We start from the raw sequence: 20,871 nt of genomic DNA on the forward strand, positions 1-20,871 counted from the left end.
GATTGCAACCCACGTGCCAGGAAACAGTGGCGCGTGGGCAAGGAGGAGAGAGGGAGAGATTAAAACTCTTGATCTGCCTGAATAAATTCTGTTTCCAGAGTCAGAATATTGTGGATGTAACAGAGCTCGACCACCGGGATTTTGACACTATAGCTGCTCTCAATGACACTAAAGGCCTGGCGCAACAGCGCCAGCTCGCTTTCAGGACACTGTCGCCCGGCGTAGGTGGTGGGCGAGGCGTTGCGGATCAGCCGCTCAATCAGACAGCTGATGTGGACATAGAGCGCCACTTTGCGTTCGTTGGGTACCTGGCAACCCGCCAGATGCTCGTAGCGGAAGACAAACTGCTCCACCTGATTGATCACTTTGGTGGTATCGAGAATGGTGACCGACTCAATCACCCGGCGCAGAGAGAAGTTTTTCAGCAGCAGATTGTTGATCTCCGCCACCTGCTCCTCCGTGGCGAGATCGCCAAAGATGCGCATCAGCGGCTGCGTCCCCTCCCCGGCAATCAATGAATCCAGCGAGATCCAGGGTACATCGGGCACCTGCGGGTCGAAGGTGCCAACAATCGCCAGCATGTCGTAGCGGTTAAAGGCCACCGCCCGCTCCTGCGCGTCGCTGAGCATCTCGTAGTCGCAGGCGATAATCTCAATCCCCAGCGCCTCCGGGATGCTGGCCTTCAGCAGCTGGCAGAGGTTGGCCGCCGCGCCGATCCCGGTGATGCAGGTGGTGAGAATGACCCGAGGCTTACTGGCCTGCGGCCAGAAGAGCTGGTGTTCCACCGGCAAATCAGCGCCAATCTCACTGGCGATCTCCTCGATGTGGTGCCCCTGCAGGATCCGCTCCCCGACATACAGCGCCATGCTGGTAGAGACATTGTTCACAATCGCCACCGGGGTGGAGACGCGGCGCTGGAAGTGGCTGTGAATGGCGTTCAGCGAGCCCATATCCACCAGGATCATCAGCCCCGACGCCAGGGCGTTGCTTTCGATGTAGTGCATCACCTGCTGGGCAATGGCCTCCGGGGTGACGTCCAGCGGCATGTCGAAGGATTCAAACACCGTGTGTTTCAGCAGGCGGTTCGCCACATTAGCAATGCTGCTGGCGGTGGCGTAGCCGTGGGCGAGGATCACCGCCCGCGTCACCTGGGACTGGCTTACCGTTCCCGCCTTATGCAGCCACAGCACCAGCAGCAGGGCGTCGATGCGCTGGGCCTCGATATCGAGCTTTTGCGTCAGGGCGGCGATCAGCGCCTGGCAAAAGCGGTACAGCAGGGGATACTTTTGCGCGAGAAAGTCATCCAGCAGCCGGACCCGCTCCTGGCTCAGGGCCGAGAGCGCGCTGCGGGCGCGATGCACCAGATAGTGGCTCAGGGCGTAGATGCCATTGCCGTTAAACTGGACGTTGAACTGCTGCTCCAGCCGGTAAAATTCCTCCCGCACCTGCTGGGTGGTGAGCTGCAAGACCGGCGAGGCGGTGGTCTCCCGGTGGTGAAACACCAGCCTGTCGAACAGGGTTTCGATCTCCTCCCCCATCCGCCGGTGAACCTCCTCCCAGCCCGAACGACCGCTAAGCACCTCTTCGTACAGGGCCAGCACCTGACACTGGGTGTCATGGATCATCCCCTGGGTGCGATCGTGGGCGCGAAGCAGCCACAGCAGGTTAGTCTCCGGCTCGATGGTCAGCGGCTCTTCCGCAACGGGAGCATTGCTCATCAAGGGGATGGCGGCCAGCACGTTTTCCGGCAGATCCTGAAGAGTGACGCCAATCGCCTCCTGCCCCCGCTGTCTGGCCCAGGCGGCGGCGACCGCGTACCTGACCACGTTTTTCAGCTCGCCGACGTTGCCGCGATAGAGCGCGTGATGCAGCACCTGGCGCAGACGGGGGGTCAGGTTCAGGCGCACGTTCAGCTTCTGCGCCTCCCGCCAGAAGAACTGCAGGATCAGCGCCTCCTTTTCCTGGCGGGATCGCGTTTGTAGGTCGGGCAGCGTGACCAGGATCGGAATACGCCGCAGGAAGGTGGTTAAAAAGGTGCTGTGCAGCTCCTCGGTAGTGGCGAAGACCAGCCGCGTGGAGATGGGACGACCCTGGGCGGTTTCCCCCACCCGGTAGATCTTCTTGCGGTCGAGCCAGGTAAAGAGTTTCTCCTGACCCTCGGCGTTCAGGCGATGCACCTCGTCGAGAAACAGCATGCCGCCGTCGGCGGCTTCGAAGGCCCCCTGTTTATCGGTCTGCGCCCCAGTAAAGGCCCCTTTCACGTAGCCGAACAGGTTCGCCGCCAGTAGCTCCGGGTTGCTGGCGTACTGGGCGCAGTTGAAGCTGACAAAAGGCGCATCGTCCGCCAGCAGCCCCTGGGAAATGGCGAAGGCGTGCATCAGGTTCGCCATGTAGCTTTTGCCGGTGCCGCTGTCCCCGGTGATCAGCAATGGCAGACCACCATCAGGATAGAAGAGCGCGGTTTTCAGCTGGGCAATAGCCTTTTTCAGGCTGCCGTCATGGCCGATCAGCAGGGCAAAGTGGTCCGGCGGTTGCTGGCTGCTGTCGCCGTCGTTCAGCAGCTGGGCGATGCTGTCGTATTCGTTCCCGACCAGGCCGAAAAACTGCTGGCTGAAGGCTTGCTTATGCAGGAAGTAGACCGGGCGGGTGTTGATTTTGACCAGCTCCCCCTGGGCCACCAGCTGGTTGAGATAGTGGCTGGCGGTATTGCGCTTGAGGTCGAACCGGTCAGCCAGGTAGCTGGCGGTGAAGACCTCGCTCAGGTTTTTCGGGTCGAAAAAATCGGTTTGGTTGGCAAGGAAGGTCAGGATTTCGTTGCGCATGGTGTATCCCACGTCTGGCGTATCGTGGGGATATGATGCCCGCAAACCTGCGGGCGAAGGGAGGACGACGGCGGGGAATGTGCGCTTTTGTGGGGTGGTTCACAGGAATGCCTGAGGCGGGAATTGGCGGGGACTGCCCCCTCTCCCTCGAGGGAGAGGGCTGGCGTGAGGGGGAACATGCGGCTCTGGTGGTGGTTCCGTTCACCTCACGTTCATTGCTTCTCTGATACGCCTGAATCGGTTTATGTGCCAGGGATCCGCAGTAACTTTTTCATTCTTATGAGGTTTATTGGCTGCGTTAAAATTTTTGCGAGGCGCTTTCCGGGAATGATTTTCCCGGCTTGGCTCCTCGTACGCTTCGCAGTATCTTCCTGTTGCGCCTGCAAAATCCGGTGCCGGGATTGGCCTCCTGAAAAAGATTACAGGACCCATTAACTTAATCGGAGGCTGCCACTATGGCGACACCCCCAACCCGTGCTCAGGCACTGTTTACCGTACCCTTCTCTCACACCACCGACTTCACCGAGCTGGCGAACCACTGCGAGCATTTTGCTCATACCCTGCTGGAAACCGATGACCCGGCGGAGAAACTGGCGCTCTGCGCCCGCCTTTCTGCCTGTCTCGCGCTGTTGCAGCCCACGCTCAACGAGCCCATCCCGCCGCACCTGGTGGAGCATTTCACCCTGACCGATCTGCCTTCCCGTCTGCCCGCATTCGAACCGGAAACCGAGCTGCTTGGGTTGTACTGCCAAACGCTGACGCAGCTGCTGATCAGCAACGCACTGCCGCGGGAGATGGCAAAGGTGATGGAAGGGCTGCTGTATGAGCTGGTGAACTTCTACGCCGACACGCTGAACGCCCCGCGCTGGCTAAAAACGCCGGACGGGCGCGTGGCGATTGATGTGTTGATGGACTGAGGATAATTGCCGGGTGGCGGCTACGCCTTACCCGGCCTACAAACTCAAGGGAGAGGGGATCGTCCGTGCAAACCGTCAGTACCCAGGCCGGGCAAGCGAAGCATCGTTTTTGTCCTGTGAGCCGCTATTCATAATGGCATTTACCTGCGCCATCACCGTCCCTGCATTCTGGACGCCTTTACTTTCCTGCTCTTTAACCCATTTAGCTTGCGCCGCCTGGTAGTGGGTCATGGTTTGCCATTGTGCCACTTCTTCCGGCTCCAGAACCCGCACCGTTGCACCCACTTTACGCAGTTCATCCAGCTGGGTATTGAAGCTTTTGTCCATTACGGATCCCAGAGACTGATACGCCGTGACTGCGGCACGCTGAATAGCCCCCTGATCTTCATGGGAGAGTTTTTCCCAGACGTCTTTGTTCATCGCCACAATATAGAGATGTCCCAGCCACAAATCTTTAGAAATGAGGACGTTGGGTGCGATCGTATAGGCTTTTAGATCGTAGCCGCTATCAACATTCAGCATCATGCCGTCAATAGCGCCAGATTTCAGTGCGTTATAGGTTTCTTCACCCCAGGGCATGGTTACCGGTTTAGCACCGGCATTTTGTAGAAAACCCTGCTGCCAGAAGCTGGCGGAACGCCACGTGCTGCCCTTGATATCAGTGAGGCTAGCGAGCGGCTTCGTGCTGAAAAAGGACAGCGGGTAGCCTGTTGCGAGAAAAATGTTCACCACATTGTTTTTCTGCAGCTCAGCCGGGAATGCCGGAATATCCGCATAAACGCGACGGAAAAAGGCCACCTGTTGTTCGCCTTCAGGGCCGACGGGGAAGCTTTTAAAAATCTGGTTCAGAGGGAGCGCGTCGGCAGCATATTCAGGAACGATGACAGCCATATCCGCCTTTCCTTCCTGGCCAACCTTGCGTAACGCATCGTAACCGGTGCTAAGTTCAGCGCCCCAGTGCGCGTCTATTTTCAGGCGTCCGTTCGACTCCTTCTCAATCGCAGGGAAGAGAACCTCGTTGAGGAAGCGGGTACGCATCCCCCCCAGCGGTTCATGATCGCTGTAGGTCAGCGTTTGTGTAGCCGATGCGGCCGCGGGCAATATTAATGCGGCGAATAAATTCACTACAAATTTTCTAATCTTCATGCGGTTCCTTCGCTCTGGTTGAAGTTGAAAAGTTTTTTAACGTTGCCGTCAGCAATTTTGTTCTTATCTGCCAACGGAACGCCCGGGTGAGTGTAGATTTAGATGCTCTATTTCCCTAATGAAATCAGGATTTGATTGGCAAAAACGACCGGGTTGTCGGCATCACTAAGATGATGGCCGCTGACCGCATTGTCCCCACGATCGTAGCGCACAACGGTATAGCGATCGACCACTGCGCCGACAACAAGATAAAACGGCGGCTGCTCCTTAGCCGACTTACGCACTATTCTCGCCCCGCTGCTGGTGGGCCTTTTATACCCAAAATCATGCAACTATGTCCCGAATTCACATCCTTTTCTGAAGGCATCTCGCAGGTTTGAAAACTGCGCTATTTTCCTGCTTTAACAGTGACTATTTGCGGCTTAGGGTGTCTGTAGGCCAGCAACATCAAACCGAATCGGATTTGGAATGGATTAACTGATGTGAATGTTTCTTCTCACGATAACGTGCGGGGAAATGACAGCTAAGGAAGGCTGATGAAATGAGTAATTTATCGCTCCAGGAAATTCACGAGCATTGTCTTAAGAGTACCCAAAAAATCATCCAAGGTTTCGGTTGGGATAGCGTCGTAGTAGGTGCGTTAAGTCAAAAAGACAAAAATTACCTTTATAAAGAGTGTAATAACGCTGTTCTCAACTGGCGCTGGGGAATGGAGAATTATCATGGAAACGCCAACGATGACGGCATCTTAGATATCAGCCTAAAAAGTACGAAGGCTAACGATCCTGGTGCCCTGCATGCAGCAATAATCTGTAAATATGATACACGCCGTGAAGAGTTTGCCATTTGTATGCTGGAAAATCTGATAATTGATGAAAATACTGCGCTTACAGGCAACGTCTTTATCATTGCTCTGGTCTATTCGACAGCATTTTGCAGCGTGATGGAAATTGAGGATGTGGTCATAAACGACCCACTGGAGGACGTAAAACCACGATATCGATCGTATGGATTCTCACAAGTTTTTTACGCACCCAATAAAATGTCCTCTGCAGTAGCTGATATCCAGGCAATGATTCGAGGCAAAGTGATGGGTATCAATTGAGATAAAAATGGACTGTTTGTCAGGCAAACACGACCGCTGTAAACTCTGATGTAATGGTTAAAAACCAACCGGGAGACGTTATGATCAAGCAAAACAAAAAAATCGATTCCGTTAAAGCGATGGCTGCCGCCCAACGCGCCGCAGACTTCTGGGCAACGGTTGACGGCAACAAACTTGCGCAAGTGGGCCAGCGTGAAAAAGAGAGGGACCTCGTAGGGCCAACAAAGAAGGCTGAATTCGACAAATCCCGTGCAAACCGCTAAATCGTAATCCGGTAGCGAACGTAATCATCCACCACCGCCAGCTGGTCATACAGCGCCCGGGCCGGATTGCCTGTCCGGGTCACCCAGTAGACTTTCGACCATGACTTTTGCCGTGCCTCATCAATGATGGCCTCAATCAGCGCCCTGCCCGCCCCTTTGCCGCGCGCCGCGTCAGCCACAAACAGATCTTCCAGATAGCACAGGGGTTGGGTCACCCAGGTGCCCTCATGCAGCACGCAGATAGCGAAACCCACCACGCCCTGTTCGGTTTCTGCCAGTCGGCAAAATAGGTTTGCATCCGGGGATAACACCCGCCGCCAGGTCGCCTGCGTCACCGCCTCGTCGAGGTCCGTGCCGTAAAAACCGAGGTAGCCCTTCCACAATCTTAACCATGCGTCGTGATCGTCCGCATGCGCTTCACGCACCTTAACCATCGTTATTGCTCCTTGTTCTGTACTCGCGCCCTCAGGAAACAGGCTACTTTTATAAATCATGACATCACCGGAGATAACAATGAAAGTTTTAATGGTTCTCACCTCTCACAGTGACCTGGGCAATACCGGTAAGAAAACGGGCTTCTGGCTGGAGGAGTTTGCCGCCCCGTATTACATCTTCAAAGATGCGGGGGCCGAGGTGGTGCTGGCCTCCCCGGCAGGCGGCCAGCCGCCGCTGGATCCCAAAAGCGATTCACCCGATTTTCAGACCGAACTGACCCAGCGCTTCAAAGCCGATCCGGCGGCCCAGCGCGAACTCGCCAATACCCTTAAGCTCGACAGCGTGCGTCAGGAGGATTTCGACACCGTATTCTATCCTGGCGGCCACGGCCCGCTGTGGGATCTGGCGGAGTCACAGACCTCTATCGCCCTGATTGAAGCCTTCACCCGCGCGGGTAAACCGACGGGCTTCGTCTGCCATGCGCCGGGCGTGCTGCGCCATGTGAAAGCCGCCTCTGGCGAGCCGCTGGTGAAGGGCCGTCAGGTGACCGGCTTTACCAACGGCGAAGAGGCTGACGTCGAGCTAACCGACATCGTCCCGTTCCTGGTGGAAGATGAGTTGATTGCCCTGGGGGCGAAGTACCAGAAAGGGCCGAACTGGGGATCGTACATTGTTGAAGACGGCAGGCTTATCACCGGGCAGAACCCGGCCAGCTCCGAAGATGTCGCCAAAGCCTTGGTCAAAGCGCTGCGCTAACCCCTGCCATTGCCGGGTGGCGCTGCGCTTACCCGGCCTACAAAACCGTAGGCCCGTGCAAGCGCAGCGCCGCCGGGCATGTCATCAGGTCGGCATCGAGAAGGTGGTGACCTTATTGGTCTGCGGATCGATATTAATAATGCAGATAGGGAAGTTGCCGCCAAAGCGGTCTTTACGATCGGAAATACGCAGGTTGTAGCTCTCGGAGAAGGAGGTATAACCCGAGGAGTTGGTCTCGTTCAGCTTGAAGCCAACAATCTGTTCGAAATAGTCACGGGATTTACCCACGCTGGTCTTGCACTGTTCATTGGTGATGGTGCCAGACTGTTTTGCCGCCGCAGTTTGCGTGCCGGTGGAGGATTTCGGCGTCAGGGCCGTATTGACCGCTTTCATCCCGTCACTCATGTTTTTCTGGAAATCGGCGCAAGAGGTAGAAAGTAAAACCATGCCGCATAAAAGGAGCTTTTTCATTGTAATCCTTACAATATTTAACGTTATTGAACCATTAAGCATTATAATTTTTACAAATAGTTAACTCCAGCAAACCTTTTATACGGCATTTTCTAACTCACTGAATCACAATACCTTTCACAAAAACTTCTACCATTATTGGTAGATTATCCCTTAATCCGCGGATCCAGCGCGTCGCGCAGCCCATCTCCCAGCAAATTAAACGCCAGCACCGTGAGGAAAATCGCCATACTCGGGAACAACGCCACGTGCGGGGCGATCACCATATCGGCCCGCGCCTCGTTGAGCATTGCCCCCCACTCCGGGGTTGGCGGCTGAGCGCCAAGCCCTAAGAACGACAGGCTGGCGGCGGAGATAATCGACACCCCGATACGCATGGTGAAATAGACCACGATCGAGGAGACGGTGCCCGGCAGAATATGGTTAAACAGGATGGTGGTGTCGCTGGCGCCAATGCTGCGCGCCGACTCGATAAAGGTCTGCTGTTTCAGCACCAGCGTATTGCCGCGCACCAGGCGGGCAAAGGCCGGAATCGAGAAGATCGCCACGGCGATAATCACGTTCGCCATGCCGTTGCCCATCACCGCCACCACCGCAATGGCCAGCAGAATGCCGGGGAAGGCAAAGAGCACGTCGCAGATGCGCATAATAATGCGGTCCCACCAGCCCTCGTAGTAACCCGCCAGCAGGCCCAGCACCGTGCCGATGGCCGCGCCGATCAGCACCGCAAACACCCCGGCGGCAAGAGAGATCTGCGCCCCCATCAGCACCCGGCTGAAAATATCCCGCCCGAGAGAGTCCACGCCGAACCAGTGCAGCATCGACGGACCCTCGTTCAGACGGTCATAATCGAAGTAGTTCTCCGCATCGAAGGGGACGATCCAGGGGGCCAGCACCGCCACCAGGATCAGCAGCAGGACAAACAGCCCGGCGGTCATCGCCACCGGCTGCTTGCGAAAGCGCCGCCAGAACTCATGCCACGGGGTGCGGATCTGATCCGGCTTAAGCCCGGGCATCGCCTTTAACATCGCCTGCCGACGCCAGTTTAACAATCGCATCTTACTTGTACCTGATAGCCGGATTAATGGCGGCATAGAGCACATCCACCACTAAGTTGATAAGAATAAACTCCAGCGAAAAGAGCAGCACTTCCGCCTGAATCACCGGGTAGTCGCGCATGTCGACGGAATCGACCAGCAGACGCCCGAGTCCCGGCCAGTTGAAGACCTTTTCCACCACGATCGAGCCGCCAAGCAGGAAGCCGAACTGTAGCCCCATCATGGTCACCACCGGGATCATCGCGTTGCGCAGGCCGTGCTTGAGGATCACCCACTTCTCGCTGACCCCCTTCGCTCTGGCGGTGCGCATATAATCTTCGTTCAGCACGTCAACGAACGAGGCGCGGGTGAAGCGCGCCATCACCGCCGCCACCGCCGCGCCAAGCGTCAGGGAAGGCAGAATGTAGTACCGCCAGCTGTCCGCCCCCACGGTGGGCAGCCAGCCCAGCTCGACGGAGAAGACCTGCATCAGCAGCATCCCCAGCGCAAAGGCCGGGAAGGAGATGCCCGTCACCGCCAGCGCCATCCCCAGCCGATCCGGCCAGCGGTTGCGCCACACGGCCGCCACAATCCCTGCCGCCAGACCGAACAATACCGCCCAGGCCATGCTGGCAAGGGTCAGCCAGAAGGTGGGCATAAAGCGGCTGGCGATCTCTTCCGAGACCGGTCTGCGGGACACCATCGAGGTACCAAAATCACCCTGCAGGACGCTGGTGATGTAGTGCCAGAACTGCCGATAAAGCGGCTGATCCAGCCCCAGCTGCTTACGCACCAGCTCGATGACCGTGGCATCCGCTTCCGGGCCGGCAATCAGCCGCGCCGGGTCCCCCGGCAGCATATGGACGAATAAAAAGACCAGCACCGCCACAATCAGCAGCGTCGGGATCAGCCCCAGCAGGCGTTTAATCACATAATTCAGCATGCACATTCCTCTCATCCCGCAGGCGCGCGCCTGCGGGAATGAGTGCTCTATTTCAGATCCGCGTCGTCAAAACTAAAGCCGGTATCCGGCATGATGTAGAACCCGGTCAGCGCCTTGTTGTGCGCCGAGACCAGTTTCTCCACCACCAGCGGCACCCACGGCGACTCCTTCCAGATGGTGTCCTGCGCGTCTTTGTACAGCTTGGCTTTATCTTCCGGTTGGGTGGTTTTCAGCGCCTCAGTCAAGTCTTTATCCACCTGCGGATTGCTGTAGAACGCGGTGTTGAACAGGGTCGGCGGCTGGTTTTGTGAAGCAAACAGCGGCGACAGCGCCCAGTCGGCTTCGCCGGTAGAGGCCGACCAGCCGGTGTAGAACATCCGTACCCCGCTCTCTTTCTGCCCTTTGCCTTCCACTTCGGCGGCACGCTGTCCGGCATCCATCGCCGTCACCTGCACCTTAATGCCCACCTGCGCCAGCTGCTGCTGGGTAAACTGCAGCACCTTCTGGGCGGTACTGTGATTGTGCGACGACCACAGGGTGGTGCTGAAGCCGTTCGGGAAGCCGGCCTCTTTCAGCAGCGCCCGCGCCTTCGCCGGATCGTACTCCCACGGATGATACTGCTGGGAGTAGGCGATGGACGGCGGTACCACGCCCGTGGCCGGGGTGGCGTAGCCGGCAAAGGCCACCTTCACCAGCGCCTCGCGGTTGATGGCGTAGTTAATCGCCTCGCGCACTTTCGGGTTATCGAACGGCTTTTGCGTGACGTTCATGCTGATGTAGCGCTGCATGATCGACGGGCTGGCCACCAGCTCCAGCTTGCTGTTTTTGCTCAGCAGCGCCGCCTGCTCGTAGGGGATCGGGAAGGCAAACTGCGCTTCGCCGGTCTGCAACATCGCCGCGCGGGTGTTGTTATCCACCACCGGACGCCAGGTGATGGTGTCCAGTTTCGGCAGCCCCTGCTGCCAGTAACCGGCGAATTTCTTCACCTTCACAAAGTCGGTCTGATTCCAGGTCACCAGCTCATACGGGCCGGTGCCGACCGGATGGAAGCCGATCTCTTTGCCGTACTTTTTCAGCGCGTCCGGGGAGATCATCGCCGTGGCCGGGTGGGCCAGAATGTTGATAAAGGCCGAGAACGGCGCTTTGAGGGTAATTTTCACCGTGGTGGGATCGACGGCCTCGGTGCTGGCGATGTTTTTATACAGGTTGTAGCGCTTGAGGCTGTTGTCCGGGTTGCTGGCGCGATCGAGGTTGACCTTCACCGCCTCGGCGTTGAAGTCGGTGCCGTCCTGGAACTTCACTCCGCTGCGCAGCTTAATGGTGTAGACCAGCCCGTCATCCGAGACGGTATAGCTATCGGCCAGCACGTGCTTCAGCTGCATATCCTTATCAAGGCCAAACAGCCCCTGATAAAACGACTTCGCCACCGCCTGCGACAGGGTGTCGTTGGCATCATAGGGATCGAGGGTGGTGAAGTTGGAGGCCACCGCCACCACCACGTCTTTTGCTGCGAAGGCTGGCGTGGCCGCCAGCGCTGCCGTTACGCTTGCGGCTAACAGCCATCTGCGAGCAACAAATGTTGTCATTGTTGTGTTCTCCTGTTGACCCTGCTGTTGTTTGTTATAGGTGTTTAAAGGCATTATCCTGGCGCGGCGGCGCGACGAAATGGCCGGGGCCAATCTCCCGCAGCACCACGCGCTCGGTGGCTTCTCCCCGCTTGCGAATGTTGCCCGGCAGCTCGTCCTGCAGCAGCACCCGCCGGGCCTGACGATGGGCCGGATCGGCCACCGGCACTGCCGCCATCAGCTTGCGGGTGTAAGGGTGCTGCGGATTTTCAAACACCGCCCGACGCGGGCCAATCTCGACGATTTGCCCGAGGTACATCACCGCCACCCGGTGGCTGATGCGCTCCACCACCGCCATGTCGTGGGAAATAAACAGAAAGGCGATGCCCATCTCCCGCTGCAGGTCGAGCAGCAGATTGATGATCTGCGCCCGGATGGAGACATCCAGCGCCGAGACCGACTCGTCGGCAATCACCACCTTCGGGTTCAGGGCCAGCGCGCGGGCAATGCAGATCCGCTGCCGCTGGCCGCCGGAAAATTCATGGGGATAGCGCCAGGCGTGCTCCGGCTTGAGGCCGACGCGCTCCAGCAGCCACGCCACCCGCCGCTGGGCGGCGTCGCCCTCCAGCAGGTTATGCACCCGCAGCGGCTCCATAATCGAATAACCCACCGTCTGGCGGGGATCGAGGGAGGCGTAAGGGTCCTGAAAAATAAACTGAATATCCCGCCGCAGGGGTTGTAGCTTCCCGGCAGGCAGGGTGTCGATGCGCTCACCGTTAAAGGTGATGGTGCCCTCCTGAGCCTCCACCAGCCGCAGCAGCGCCCGTCCGGTGGTCGACTTGCCGCTGCCGGACTCGCCCACCAGCGACAGCGTTTCGCCGGGCCAGAGATCAAAGCTGACGCTCTCTACCGCATGCACTTCACGCTTCACGCGGTTCAACAGGCCGCCGCGCAGGGGGAAACGGGTGACCAGGTCGCGCACCTGTAAAATGGGTTCGCCGGGCACCACGGTATCCTGCTCGGTTTCGGCTTCCTGAAAACCAGGATTCGCCAGGGAGATCAGCGGAAAACGGCGCGGCAGGTCGCTGCCGTTCATCGCCCCAAGACGCGGCACCGCGGCCAGCAGCGCCCGGGTATAAGGGTGTTCAGGCGCGTGAAAGATCTGCTCTACCGGGCCGGTTTCCACCGCCTCGCCCTGGTACATCACCAGCACCCGGTCGGCAATATCCGCCACCACGCCCATGTCGTGGGTGATAAAGATCACCCCCATCTCCATCTCCTCCTGCAATACCTTGATCAGCTGCAGGATCTGCGCCTGAACGGTAACGTCCAGGGCGGTGGTTGGCTCATCGGCAATCAGCACCGCCGGACGGCAGGAGAGCGCCATGGCGATCATCACCCGCTGGCGCATCCCGCCGGAGAGCTGATGCGGGTAGCGTCCCAGAATGGCGTCCGCCTCGGGGATCCGCACCTGCTCCAGCATGCGTCTGGCTTCGGCCAGCGCCTCTTCGCCGTTCAGCCCCTGGTGCAGACGGATCGACTCGGCGATCTGCTCCCCTACCGGAAAGACCGGGTTGAGGGAGGTCATCGGCTCCTGAAAAATCATGGCGATATCCGCCCCGCGCACGCTGCGCATCTGGGACAAACTCAGGGTAGTGAGATCGCTCACCTGGCCGTTGCGACGGCGCAGCAGCAGGCTATCGCATGCCACCTGCCCGCCGGACTGTTCAATCAGGCGCATCAGCGAGAGCGCGGTGACTGATTTACCGGAGCCGGACTCCCCGACGATCGCCAGGGTTTCGCCACGTTTCAGCGAAAAAGAGAGGTTTTTTACCGCCGGGATCGTCTGCCGTTCATCGGGAAAAGCGACGTTCAGGTTCTGCACCGCCAGCACCTGCTGGCTGTCGAGTTCATCGCTGTGCGGCATCCCTTCTCCCTTATTCACGGTAAATTCCGGTGCTCGGCGTATCGCCGGCGTAGCCCCAGGCGCGGTACATGCCTTCGCTGTTGAACGGGAGTGCCACGTTGCCCTCGCGATCGACGGCAATCAGCCCGCCGCTGCCTTCCAGCGCCGGGAGTTTTTCCATTACCACCCGCTCGCAGGCTTCGGCGAGGCTTAAGCCGCCGTAGTCCATCAGCGCGGCGATGTCATAGGCCGCCAGGGTGCGGATAAACACTTCGCCGGTGCCGGTACAGGAGACCGCCACGCTGGCGTTATTGGCATAGCAGCCCGCACCGGGCAGCGGGCTGTCGCCCACCCGACCGGGCAGTTTGTTGGTCATGCCGCCGGTAGAGGTGGCGGCGGCCAGGTTCCCGGCCTTGTCCAGCGCCACCGCGCCGACGGTGCCCGTTTTGGTGGATTCGTCCAGCGGGGCGGCATGATCCAGCCGGGTCTCCCCTGCGCTGCGCGCCGCCAGCAGCTGCGCGTAGCGTTCCGGGGTGGAGAAAATCTCTGGCGACACCGCCTCCATGCCGTGAGCGAAGGCAAATTTCTCTGCCCCCTCGCCCACCAGCAGGACGTGCGGGCTCTGCTCCATCACCAGACGGGCGGCCAGCACCGGGTTGCGCAGATGGCTGACCCCGGCCACGGCACCCGCTTTCAGGGTAATGCCGTCCATCACGCAGGCGTCCAGCTCATGGGTTTCGTCGCGGGTAAACACCGCGCCAATCCCGGCGTTAAACAGCGGGCACTCCTCCAGCAGGCGTACCGCTTCGGTAACCACATCCAGCGCGCTCTCCCCCGCCTCCAGCATCCGCTGGCCGGTTTCCACTATCGACGAGAGCGACTCAATGTAGCGCCTTTCCTGTTCCTGACTGAGCTGCGCACGGGTAATTGCCCCTGCGCCGCCGTGGATCGCGATGACTGCATTCCCCATCTACTTCACCTTTGCGCGCGTCATTGCCGCTTTTTCTATAAATATCATTATCGTTGCCGGAACTTCAGATGATTTTTGAATATAGAAAGACGCAACTGTGATGTAAAGGCTAAGCCCATGGTGTCATACAGTTAAGGGCACTTTTCTGCCATAATAGCCGCCTTCGTTATTCTCCCGCTGGAGTGACCCATGGATTTTACCGCCGGACTGATGCCGCTTGAGACGGCACTCACCCAGATGCTCGATCGACTTTCCCCCCTGTCAGACCAGGAAACCCTGCCGCTGCTGCGCTGTTTTGGCCGCGTGACGGCCGCCGATATCGTCTCCCCCCTCAACGTACCGGGTTTTGATAACTCGGCGATGGACGGCTACGCCGTGCGGCTGGCGGATCTGGCGGATCTGGCGGCAGGCGCCGCGCTGCCGGTGGCGGGCAAAGCCTTTGCCGGGCAACCCTTCCAGGGCGAATGGCCGGCCGGCAGCTGTATCCGCATCATGACCGGTGCCCCGGTGCCAAAGGGCTGTGATGCGGTGGTGATGCAGGAAGAGACCGAGCAGAGCGACGACGGCGTGCGCTTTACCGCCAGCGTGAAGCCGGGACAAAACATCCGTCGCAGCGGGGAAGACATTACCCTGGGCGCAACCGTCTTCCCGGCGGGCACAAAGCTGACCGCGGCCGAGCTGCCGGTGCTGGCCTCGCTGGGGATCCCGGAGATTGCCGTGGTGCGCCAGGTGCGGGTCGCGCTGTTCTCCACCGGCGATGAGCTGCAGCTCCCGGGCCAGCCGCTGGCCGAGGGACAAATCTACGACACCAACCGTCTGGCGGTGCATCTGATGCTGGAGCAGCTGGGCTGCGAGGTGATCAATCTCGGGATTATCCCGGACGATCCGCAGAAACTGCGCGCCGCCTTTATTGAAGCGGATCGCGTGGCCGACGTAGTGCTCAGCTCCGGCGGGGTATCGGTGGGCGAAGCGGATTACACCAAAACGATTCTTGATGAGCTGGGCGAGATCGGCTTCTGGAAGCTGGCGATCAAACCGGGCAAGCCGTTTGCCTTCGGCAAGCTGCCTGACAGCTGGTTCTGCGGGCTGCCGGGGAACCCGGTCTCTGCGGCGCTGACGTTCTATCAGCTGGTGCAGCCCCTGCTGGCGAAGCTCTCCGGCAACCGGGGCCATAGCCTCCCTGCCCGCCAGCGCGTGCGTGCCGCTACCCGCCTGAAAAAATCACCGGGCCGTCTCGATTTCCAGCGCGGCATTCTGGCGCGTAACGCTGACGGCGAGCTGGAGGTGAGCACCACCGGCCATCAGGGCTCGCATATTTTCAGCTCCTTCAGCCAGGGTAACTGCTTTATCGTGCTTGAGCGCGAGCGCGGCAACGTGGAAGCGGGTGAATGGGTTGAGGTTGAGCCGTTTAACGCGCTTTTTGGAGGCTGAGTATGGAACTGAGCGACCAGGAGATGCTGCGCTACAATCGCCAGATTGTGCTGCGCGGCTTTGATTTCGACGGTCAGGAAGCGCTGAAAGCAGCGAACGTGCTGGTAGTCGGCCTCGGCGGGCTGGGCTGCGCGGCGGCCCAGTATCTGGCCGCGGCCGGTGTGGGGCGCATGACGCTGCTCGATTTCGACACCGTGTCGCTCTCCAACCTGCAGCGCCAGACCCTGCACAGCGATGCGACCATTGGTGAGCCAAAGGTGGTGTCGGCCCATGCGGCGCTGACGCGCATCAACCCTAACGTGCAGTTCACCCTGGTCAATGCCCTGCTGGATGACGCCTCGCTGTCTGCGCAGATTGCCCATCACGATCTGGTCCTCGACTGCACCGACAATGTCGCCATTCGTAATCAGCTCAACGTGGGCTGTTTCGCCCATAAAACGCCGCTGGTCTCCGGGGCGGCGATCCGCATGGAAGGCCAGATCAGCGTATTTACGTACGCCGAGGGCGAGCCCTGCTACCGCTGCCTGAGCCGCCTGTTTGGCGAAAACGCTCTGACCTGTGTGGAAGCCGGGGTGATGGCCCCGCTGGTGGGGGTGATCGGTTCGATGCAGGCGATGGAAGCCATTAAGGTGCTGACCCGTTACGGCACGCCCGCCGCAGGGAAAATCGTGATGTACGACGCGATGACCTGCCAGTTCCGCGAGATGAAGCTGATGCGTAATCCGGGGTGTGAGGTGTGCGGGGGGTAATTGTTTGCTCCCTCTCCCTGTGGGAGAGGGCCGGGGTGAGGGCATCAGCGCGCACATTTCCCCCTCACCCTAACCCTCTCCCTCAAGGGAGAGGGGATTAACTGCGTCAGATCGACGTCCGTCCAAACGCCCCCTGCCAGTCCTGCTCGAACTTCGCAATCGCCGCATCCACCGCCGGAGAGGTAATCAGCTGCTGGGCCACATCCAGCGGCAGGGTGATGGATTCACAGCCTGCCAGCAGGCAATCCAGCGCCTGACGCGGGGTTTTGAAGCTCGCCGCCAGCACTTTTGACTGCGGCACATGGAGCGTCAGCAGCTGCTGCAGTTCGGCCACCGTCTGGATCCCGTCCCCGCCCTGCGCATCCACGCGGTTCACATACGGCGCGACATACTCCGCGCCCGCCAGCGCCGCCAGCATCCCCTGCGCCGCGCTGTAGACCGCCGTCCCCAGGGTCGGTACCCCTTGTGCTTTCAGCATCTTGATTGCCGCCAGCCCTTCCGCCGTCACCGGCACTTTCACCACCAGATCGGCGACGATGGAACGCAGCTTCAGCGCGTCTTCCACCATCCCTTCTGCGGTGGTGGCCATTACCTGCGCAAACAGACGGCCCTGACCGCCCATCGCCTCCTGCAGCTGAGATAGTAACACCTCGAGCGGCGTTTTGCCTGCGGCAACGATGCTTGGGTTAGTGGTGACACCTGCCAGCGGAAACACGCGGGCCAGTTTTTTCACAGCAATGACGTCGGATGTGTCGAGATACAGTTCCATGATCGGGTCCTCAAAAATGACTATGCCGTAACCCTACACGGCAAAACCTGCTTCGGAGTTGATTTGCGTCAAGATAACTTTCATTCGAAAGTAATTTAATCTTCATACGCAACAAGAGGCGACATTATGATCTTCAACATTCAGCGTTATTCGACACACGACGGCCCCGGTATTCGTACCGTGGTCTTTATGAAAGGCTGCTCGCTGGGCTGCCGCTGGTGTCAGAACCCGGAGAGCCGCGCCCGTTCGCGGGACCTGCTGTTCGACGCTCGCCTGTGCCTGGAGGGGTGTGACCTCTGCCAGCAGGTAGCGCCCGCAGTCATTGACCGGACGCTGAATGGCCTGCTGATCCACCGCGAGAAACTCGAGGATACCCATCTGGATGCCCTTACCCACTGCTGCCCGACCCAGGCTCTCACCGTCTGCGGTGAAGAGCAGCAGGTGGAGGAGATCATGGCCACCGTCCTACGCGATAAACCGTTTTACGATCGCAGCGGCGGCGGGATCACCCTCTCCGGCGGCGAACCTTTTATGAACCCGGACCTGGCGCGCCAGCTGTTTCAGGCCAGCCATGAACAGGGCATTCATACCGCGGTAGAAACCTGCCTGCACGTGCCGTGGCACTATATCGAACCGTCGTTACCGTACATCGATCTGTTTCTCGCCGACCTGAAACATGTCGACGGCGCGGTGTTTAAGCAGTGGACCGACGGCTCCGCCAAACGGGTGCTGGATAACCTTAAGCGCCTGGCCGCCGCCGGAAAACAGCTCACCATCCGCGTGCCGCTGATCCAGGGCTTCAACGCCGATGAAGCCTCCATAACCGCCATTACCAATTTTGCCGCCGACGAACTGAACGTCCACGACATCCATTTTCTGCCGTACCACACGCTGGGCATGAACAAATACAGCCTGCTCGGCCAACCCTACTCTGCCCCTGATAAACCGCTCGATAATCCTGCATTACTGGACTTTGCCCGGCAGTACGCCGCCCAGAAAGGGTTAACCGCGACCTTACGAGGATAATGTTATGACACAGCTGAATCTTACTACCCTGAGCGATCGCATTAAGGCGCACAAAACGGCCCTGGTCCACATTGTTAAGCCCCCGGTCTGTACCGAGCGTGCGCAGCACTACACCGAAATGTACCAGCAGCATATGGATAAGCCGATCCCGGTGCGTCGCGCGCTGGCGCTGGCGCACCACCTGGCGCAGCGCACCATCTGGATCAAACATGACGAGCTGATTATCGGCAACCAGGCAAGCGAAGTGCGCGCCGCGCCGATCTTCCCGGAATACACCGTCTCGTGGATTGAAAAAGAGATCGACGACCTCGCCGACCGTCCGGGCGCGGGCTTTGCGGTGAGTGAAGAGAACAAGCGCGTTCTGCATGAACTCTGCCCGTGGTGGCGCGGCCAGACGGTGCAGGATCGCTGCTACGGGATGTTTACCGACGAGCAAAAAGGCCTGCTGGAAACCGGCATTATCAAAGCCGAAGGCAATATGACCTCCGGTGATGCGCACCTGGCGGTAAACTTCCCGCTGGTGCTGGAGAAAGGCCTCGACGGCATGCGTCACAAAGTGGACGAGCGCCGCTCCCGCATTAACCTTACCTGCCTGGAAGATCTGCACGGCGACCAGTTCCTGAAGGCGATTGATATCGTGCTGGAAGCGGTGAGCCTGCACATTGAACGCTTTGCCGACCTGGCGCGTGAAATGGCATCGACCGAAACCCGTGAAACCCGCCGCGACGAGCTGCTGGCGATGGCGGAAAACTGCGATGTGATTGCCCACGAGCCGCCAAAAACCTTCTGGCAGGCGCTGCAGCTGTGCTACTTCATCCAGCTGATCCTGCAGATTGAGTCCAACGGCCACTCGGTCTCCTTTGCCCGTATGGACCAGTATCTCTACCCGTACTACCGCCGTGACGTGGAGCTGAACCAGTCTCTGGATCGCGAGCACGCCATCGAGCTGCTGCACAGCTGCTGGCTGAAGCTGCTGGAAGTGAACAAAATCCGCTCCGGCTCCCACTCGAAAGCCTCCGCCGGCAGCCCGCTGTACCAGAACGTCACCATCGGCGGCCAGAAGCTGGTGAATGGTGAGCCGATGGACGCGGTCAACCCGCTCTCCTACGCCATTCTGGAATCCTGCGGCCGTCTGCGCTCCACCCAGCCGAACCTGAGCGTGCGCTACCATGCGGGTATGAGCAACGACTTCCTCGACGCCTGCGTGCAGGTGATCCGCTGCGGCTTCGGGATGCCGGCCTTTAACAACGATGAAATCGTGATCCCGGAATTCATCAAGCTCGGCATCGAAAAAGCGGATGCCTATGACTACGCCGCCATCGGCTGTATCGAAACCGCGGTCGGCGGCAAGTGGGGCTATCGCTGCACCGGGATGAGCTTTATTAACTTCGCCCGCGTGATGCTGGCAGCGATGGAAGGCGGCCGCGACGCCACCAGCGGCAAGGTGTTCCTGCCCCAGGTTAAAGCGCTCTCTGCCGGTAACTTTAACAACTTCGACGAAGTGATGGCCGCCTGGGATCGCCAGATCAAATACTACACCCGTAAATCCATCGAGATTGAGTACGTGGTGGACACCATGCTGGAAGAGAACGTTCACGACATTCTTTGTTCGGCGCTGGTGGATGACTGCATCGAACGCGCGAAGAGCATCAAGCAGGGCGGCGCGAAATACGACTGGGTCTCCGGCCTGCAGGTGGGGATCGCCAACCTCGGTAACAGCCTGGCGGCGGTGAAGAAGCTGGTCTTCGATCAGGGCGCGATTGGTCAGCAGCAGCTGGCGGCGGCGCTGGCGGATGACTACGAGGGGCTGACCCACGAGCAGCTGCGCCAGCGTCTGATCAACGGCGCACCGAAGTACGGTAATGACGACGACAGCGTGGATCTGCTGCTGGCGCGCGCCTATCAGACCTACATCGAGGAGCTGAAGCAGTACCACAACCCGCGCTACGGTCGTGGCCCGATTGGCGGCAACTACTACGCCGGAACCTCGTCTATCTCCGCCAACGTGCCGTTTGGTGCGGCGACCATGGCAACCCCGGACGGACGTAAAGCGCATACCCCGCTGGCGGAAGGGGCAAGCCCGGCTTCCGGTACCGACCACCTGGGGCCGACGGCGGTGATTGGCTCTGTCGGCAAACTGCCGACGGAGGCGATTCTGGGCGGCGTGCTGCTGAACCAGAAACTCAACCCGGCGACGCTGGATAACGACAGCGACCGCCAGAAGCTGATGGTGCTGCTGCGGACCTTCTTCGAGGTGCATAAAGGCTGGCATATCCAGTACAACATCGTCTCCCGCGAAACGCTGCTGGAAGCGAAGAAACACCCGGACCAGTATCGGGATCTGGTGGTGCGCGTGGCGGGTTACTCGGCGTTCTTCACCGCCCTGTCACCGGATGCGCAGGACGATATTATCGCGCGTACTGAGCATACGCTGTAACGGATCCCCTCTCCCTTGAGGGAGAGGGTTAGGGTGAGGGGGAAATGCGCGCTGTTGCCCTCACCCCGGCCCTCTCCCACAGGGAGAGGGAGCAAATCCACCCGGTTTTTCCTTTCATTCGAA

At 59.3% G+C, this 20,871-nt stretch carries 19 protein-coding genes; 8 read left to right on the forward strand and 11 right to left on the reverse strand.

All coding sequences use genetic code 11. The annotated features are described in order from the left end of the window. Window positions 1-59: 59 nt before the first annotated feature. Window positions 60-2,822 (reverse strand): sigma 54-interacting transcriptional regulator, encoded by a 2,763-nt coding sequence (locus V7Q49_RS09035; RefSeq protein ID WP_333850413.1) that lies wholly within the window; start codon window positions 2,820-2,822, stop codon window positions 60-62. 455 nt (window positions 2,823-3,277) lie between these two features. Between V7Q49_RS09035 and V7Q49_RS09040 the strand changes: the two genes are divergently transcribed. Next, window positions 3,278-3,739: a hypothetical protein gene (locus V7Q49_RS09040; protein WP_333850414.1), complete on the forward strand. Its 462-nt coding sequence runs from the start codon at window positions 3,278-3,280 to the stop codon at window positions 3,737-3,739. A gap of 75 nt (window positions 3,740-3,814) precedes the next feature. On the opposite strand, the gene dctP is transcribed toward V7Q49_RS09040, so the two are convergent. Both dctP and V7Q49_RS09050 read right to left on the reverse strand, forming a co-directional pair. Then, a complete protein-coding gene (gene dctP / locus V7Q49_RS09045; protein ID WP_333850415.1) occupies window positions 3,815-4,885 on the reverse strand; it encodes a TRAP transporter substrate-binding protein DctP in 1,071 nt (356 codons plus the stop codon). A gap of 107 nt (window positions 4,886-4,992) precedes the next feature. After that, window positions 4,993-5,169 (reverse strand): hypothetical protein, encoded by a 177-nt coding sequence (locus tag V7Q49_RS09050; RefSeq protein ID WP_333850416.1) that lies wholly within the window; start codon window positions 5,167-5,169, stop codon window positions 4,993-4,995. A gap of 257 nt (window positions 5,170-5,426) precedes the next feature. Here V7Q49_RS09050 and V7Q49_RS09055 point away from each other — a divergent pair, with 257 nt between their 5' ends. Then, on the forward strand, window positions 5,427-5,990 hold the full coding sequence (locus V7Q49_RS09055) for a hypothetical protein (protein WP_333850417.1): 564 nt from the start codon (window positions 5,427-5,429) through the stop codon (window positions 5,988-5,990). A gap of 80 nt (window positions 5,991-6,070) precedes the next feature. Next, window positions 6,071-6,253, forward strand: a complete 183-nt coding sequence (locus tag V7Q49_RS09060; protein WP_333850418.1) for a hypothetical protein — start codon at window positions 6,071-6,073, stop codon at window positions 6,251-6,253. Here V7Q49_RS09060 and V7Q49_RS09065 read toward each other — a convergent pair. Then, window positions 6,250-6,687 carry a GNAT family N-acetyltransferase gene (locus tag V7Q49_RS09065; protein ID WP_333850419.1) on the reverse strand — a complete coding sequence of 146 codons (438 nt, stop codon included), beginning with the start codon at window positions 6,685-6,687 and terminating at the stop codon, window positions 6,250-6,252. The two genes, V7Q49_RS09060 and V7Q49_RS09065, sit on opposite strands and share 4 nt — an antisense overlap. Before the next feature lie 79 nt (window positions 6,688-6,766). Between V7Q49_RS09065 and V7Q49_RS09070 the strand changes: the two genes are divergently transcribed. Further along, the gene (locus V7Q49_RS09070) at window positions 6,767-7,444 is read left to right on the forward strand and encodes a type 1 glutamine amidotransferase domain-containing protein (protein WP_333850420.1); all 678 of its coding nucleotides are present in this window, start codon (window positions 6,767-6,769) and stop codon (window positions 7,442-7,444) included. Between the two features lie 84 nt (window positions 7,445-7,528). On the opposite strand, the gene V7Q49_RS09075 is transcribed toward V7Q49_RS09070, so the two are convergent. From V7Q49_RS09075 to iaaA, 6 genes are all read right to left on the reverse strand, one after another. Then, window positions 7,529-7,915 carry a hypothetical protein gene (locus V7Q49_RS09075; protein ID WP_333850421.1) on the reverse strand — a complete coding sequence of 129 codons (387 nt, stop codon included), beginning with the start codon at window positions 7,913-7,915 and terminating at the stop codon, window positions 7,529-7,531. 146 nt (window positions 7,916-8,061) lie between these two features. Further along, window positions 8,062-8,973: a glutathione ABC transporter permease GsiD gene (gene gsiD, locus V7Q49_RS09080; protein ID WP_333850422.1), complete on the reverse strand. Its 912-nt coding sequence runs from the start codon at window positions 8,971-8,973 to the stop codon at window positions 8,062-8,064. 1 nt (window position 8,974) lies between these two features. Then, window positions 8,975-9,895 (reverse strand): glutathione ABC transporter permease GsiC, encoded by a 921-nt coding sequence (gsiC, locus tag V7Q49_RS09085; RefSeq protein WP_333850423.1) that lies wholly within the window; start codon window positions 9,893-9,895, stop codon window positions 8,975-8,977. A 47-nt stretch (window positions 9,896-9,942) separates the two neighbouring features. Beyond that, window positions 9,943-11,481: a glutathione ABC transporter substrate-binding protein GsiB gene (gene gsiB, locus V7Q49_RS09090; RefSeq protein WP_333850424.1), complete on the reverse strand. Its 1,539-nt coding sequence runs from the start codon at window positions 11,479-11,481 to the stop codon at window positions 9,943-9,945. A gap of 34 nt (window positions 11,482-11,515) precedes the next feature. Beyond that, on the reverse strand, window positions 11,516-13,387 hold the full coding sequence (gene gsiA / locus V7Q49_RS09095) for a glutathione ABC transporter ATP-binding protein GsiA (RefSeq protein ID WP_333850515.1): 1,872 nt from the start codon (window positions 13,385-13,387) through the stop codon (window positions 11,516-11,518). A gap of 10 nt (window positions 13,388-13,397) precedes the next feature. Next, the gene (gene iaaA, locus V7Q49_RS09100; protein WP_333850425.1) at window positions 13,398-14,336 is read right to left on the reverse strand and encodes a beta-aspartyl-peptidase; all 939 of its coding nucleotides are present in this window, start codon (window positions 14,334-14,336) and stop codon (window positions 13,398-13,400) included. Window positions 14,337-14,525: 189 nt separating this feature from the next. Between iaaA and moeA the strand changes: the two genes are divergently transcribed. Next, the gene (gene moeA, locus V7Q49_RS09105; RefSeq protein ID WP_333850426.1) at window positions 14,526-15,767 is read left to right on the forward strand and encodes a molybdopterin molybdotransferase MoeA; all 1,242 of its coding nucleotides are present in this window, start codon (window positions 14,526-14,528) and stop codon (window positions 15,765-15,767) included. Continuing rightward, entirely contained in the window at window positions 15,764-16,516 is a 753-nt protein-coding gene (moeB, locus tag V7Q49_RS09110) for a molybdopterin-synthase adenylyltransferase MoeB (protein ID WP_333850516.1), read from the forward strand. The genes moeA and moeB overlap by 4 nt, the downstream gene beginning before the upstream one ends. A gap of 106 nt (window positions 16,517-16,622) precedes the next feature. On the opposite strand, the gene fsa is transcribed toward moeB, so the two are convergent. Next, window positions 16,623-17,285 carry a fructose-6-phosphate aldolase gene (gene fsa, locus V7Q49_RS09115; RefSeq protein ID WP_333850427.1) on the reverse strand — a complete coding sequence of 221 codons (663 nt, stop codon included), beginning with the start codon at window positions 17,283-17,285 and terminating at the stop codon, window positions 16,623-16,625. 126 nt (window positions 17,286-17,411) lie between these two features. On the opposite strand from fsa, the gene V7Q49_RS09120 reads away from it, so the two are divergent. Next, entirely contained in the window at window positions 17,412-18,311 is a 900-nt protein-coding gene (locus tag V7Q49_RS09120) for a glycyl-radical enzyme activating protein (RefSeq protein WP_333850428.1), read from the forward strand. A 4-nt stretch (window positions 18,312-18,315) separates the two neighbouring features. After that, window positions 18,316-20,748 carry a formate C-acetyltransferase/glycerol dehydratase family glycyl radical enzyme gene (locus V7Q49_RS09125; protein WP_333850429.1) on the forward strand — a complete coding sequence of 811 codons (2,433 nt, stop codon included), beginning with the start codon at window positions 18,316-18,318 and terminating at the stop codon, window positions 20,746-20,748. The last annotated feature ends 123 nt before the right edge of the window (window positions 20,749-20,871 follow it).

Source organism: Leclercia sp. (assembly GCF_036780805.1).
Lineage (GTDB): Bacteria > Pseudomonadota > Gammaproteobacteria > Enterobacterales > Enterobacteriaceae > Enterobacter.

Coding starts and splice junctions, on each gene's coding strand:
- iaaA (WP_333850425.1), bottom strand. CDS start 14,336: ATGGGGAATGCAGTCATCGCGATCCACGGCGGCGCAGGGGCAATTACC.
- V7Q49_RS09120 (WP_333850428.1), top strand. CDS start 17,412: ATGATCTTCAACATTCAGCGTTATTCGACACACGACGGCCCCGGTATT.
- V7Q49_RS09065 (WP_333850419.1), bottom strand. CDS start 6,687: ATGGTTAAGGTGCGTGAAGCGCATGCGGACGATCACGACGCATGGTTA.
- gsiA (WP_333850515.1), bottom strand. CDS start 13,387: ATGCCGCACAGCGATGAACTCGACAGCCAGCAGGTGCTGGCGGTGCAG.
- V7Q49_RS09055 (WP_333850417.1), top strand. CDS start 5,427: ATGAGTAATTTATCGCTCCAGGAAATTCACGAGCATTGTCTTAAGAGT.
- gsiC (WP_333850423.1), bottom strand. CDS start 9,895: ATGCTGAATTATGTGATTAAACGCCTGCTGGGGCTGATCCCGACGCTG.
- V7Q49_RS09035 (WP_333850413.1), bottom strand. CDS start 2,822: ATGCGCAACGAAATCCTGACCTTCCTTGCCAACCAAACCGATTTTTTC.
- V7Q49_RS09125 (WP_333850429.1), top strand. CDS start 18,316: ATGACACAGCTGAATCTTACTACCCTGAGCGATCGCATTAAGGCGCAC.
- gsiD (WP_333850422.1), bottom strand. CDS start 8,973: ATGCGATTGTTAAACTGGCGTCGGCAGGCGATGTTAAAGGCGATGCCC.
- V7Q49_RS09075 (WP_333850421.1), bottom strand. CDS start 7,915: ATGAAAAAGCTCCTTTTATGCGGCATGGTTTTACTTTCTACCTCTTGC.
- gsiB (WP_333850424.1), bottom strand. CDS start 11,481: ATGACAACATTTGTTGCTCGCAGATGGCTGTTAGCCGCAAGCGTAACG.
- dctP (WP_333850415.1), bottom strand. CDS start 4,885: ATGAAGATTAGAAAATTTGTAGTGAATTTATTCGCCGCATTAATATTG.
- fsa (WP_333850427.1), bottom strand. CDS start 17,285: ATGGAACTGTATCTCGACACATCCGACGTCATTGCTGTGAAAAAACTG.
- V7Q49_RS09040 (WP_333850414.1), top strand. CDS start 3,278: ATGGCGACACCCCCAACCCGTGCTCAGGCACTGTTTACCGTACCCTTC.
- V7Q49_RS09070 (WP_333850420.1), top strand. CDS start 6,767: ATGAAAGTTTTAATGGTTCTCACCTCTCACAGTGACCTGGGCAATACC.
- V7Q49_RS09060 (WP_333850418.1), top strand. CDS start 6,071: ATGATCAAGCAAAACAAAAAAATCGATTCCGTTAAAGCGATGGCTGCC.
- moeA (WP_333850426.1), top strand. CDS start 14,526: ATGGATTTTACCGCCGGACTGATGCCGCTTGAGACGGCACTCACCCAG.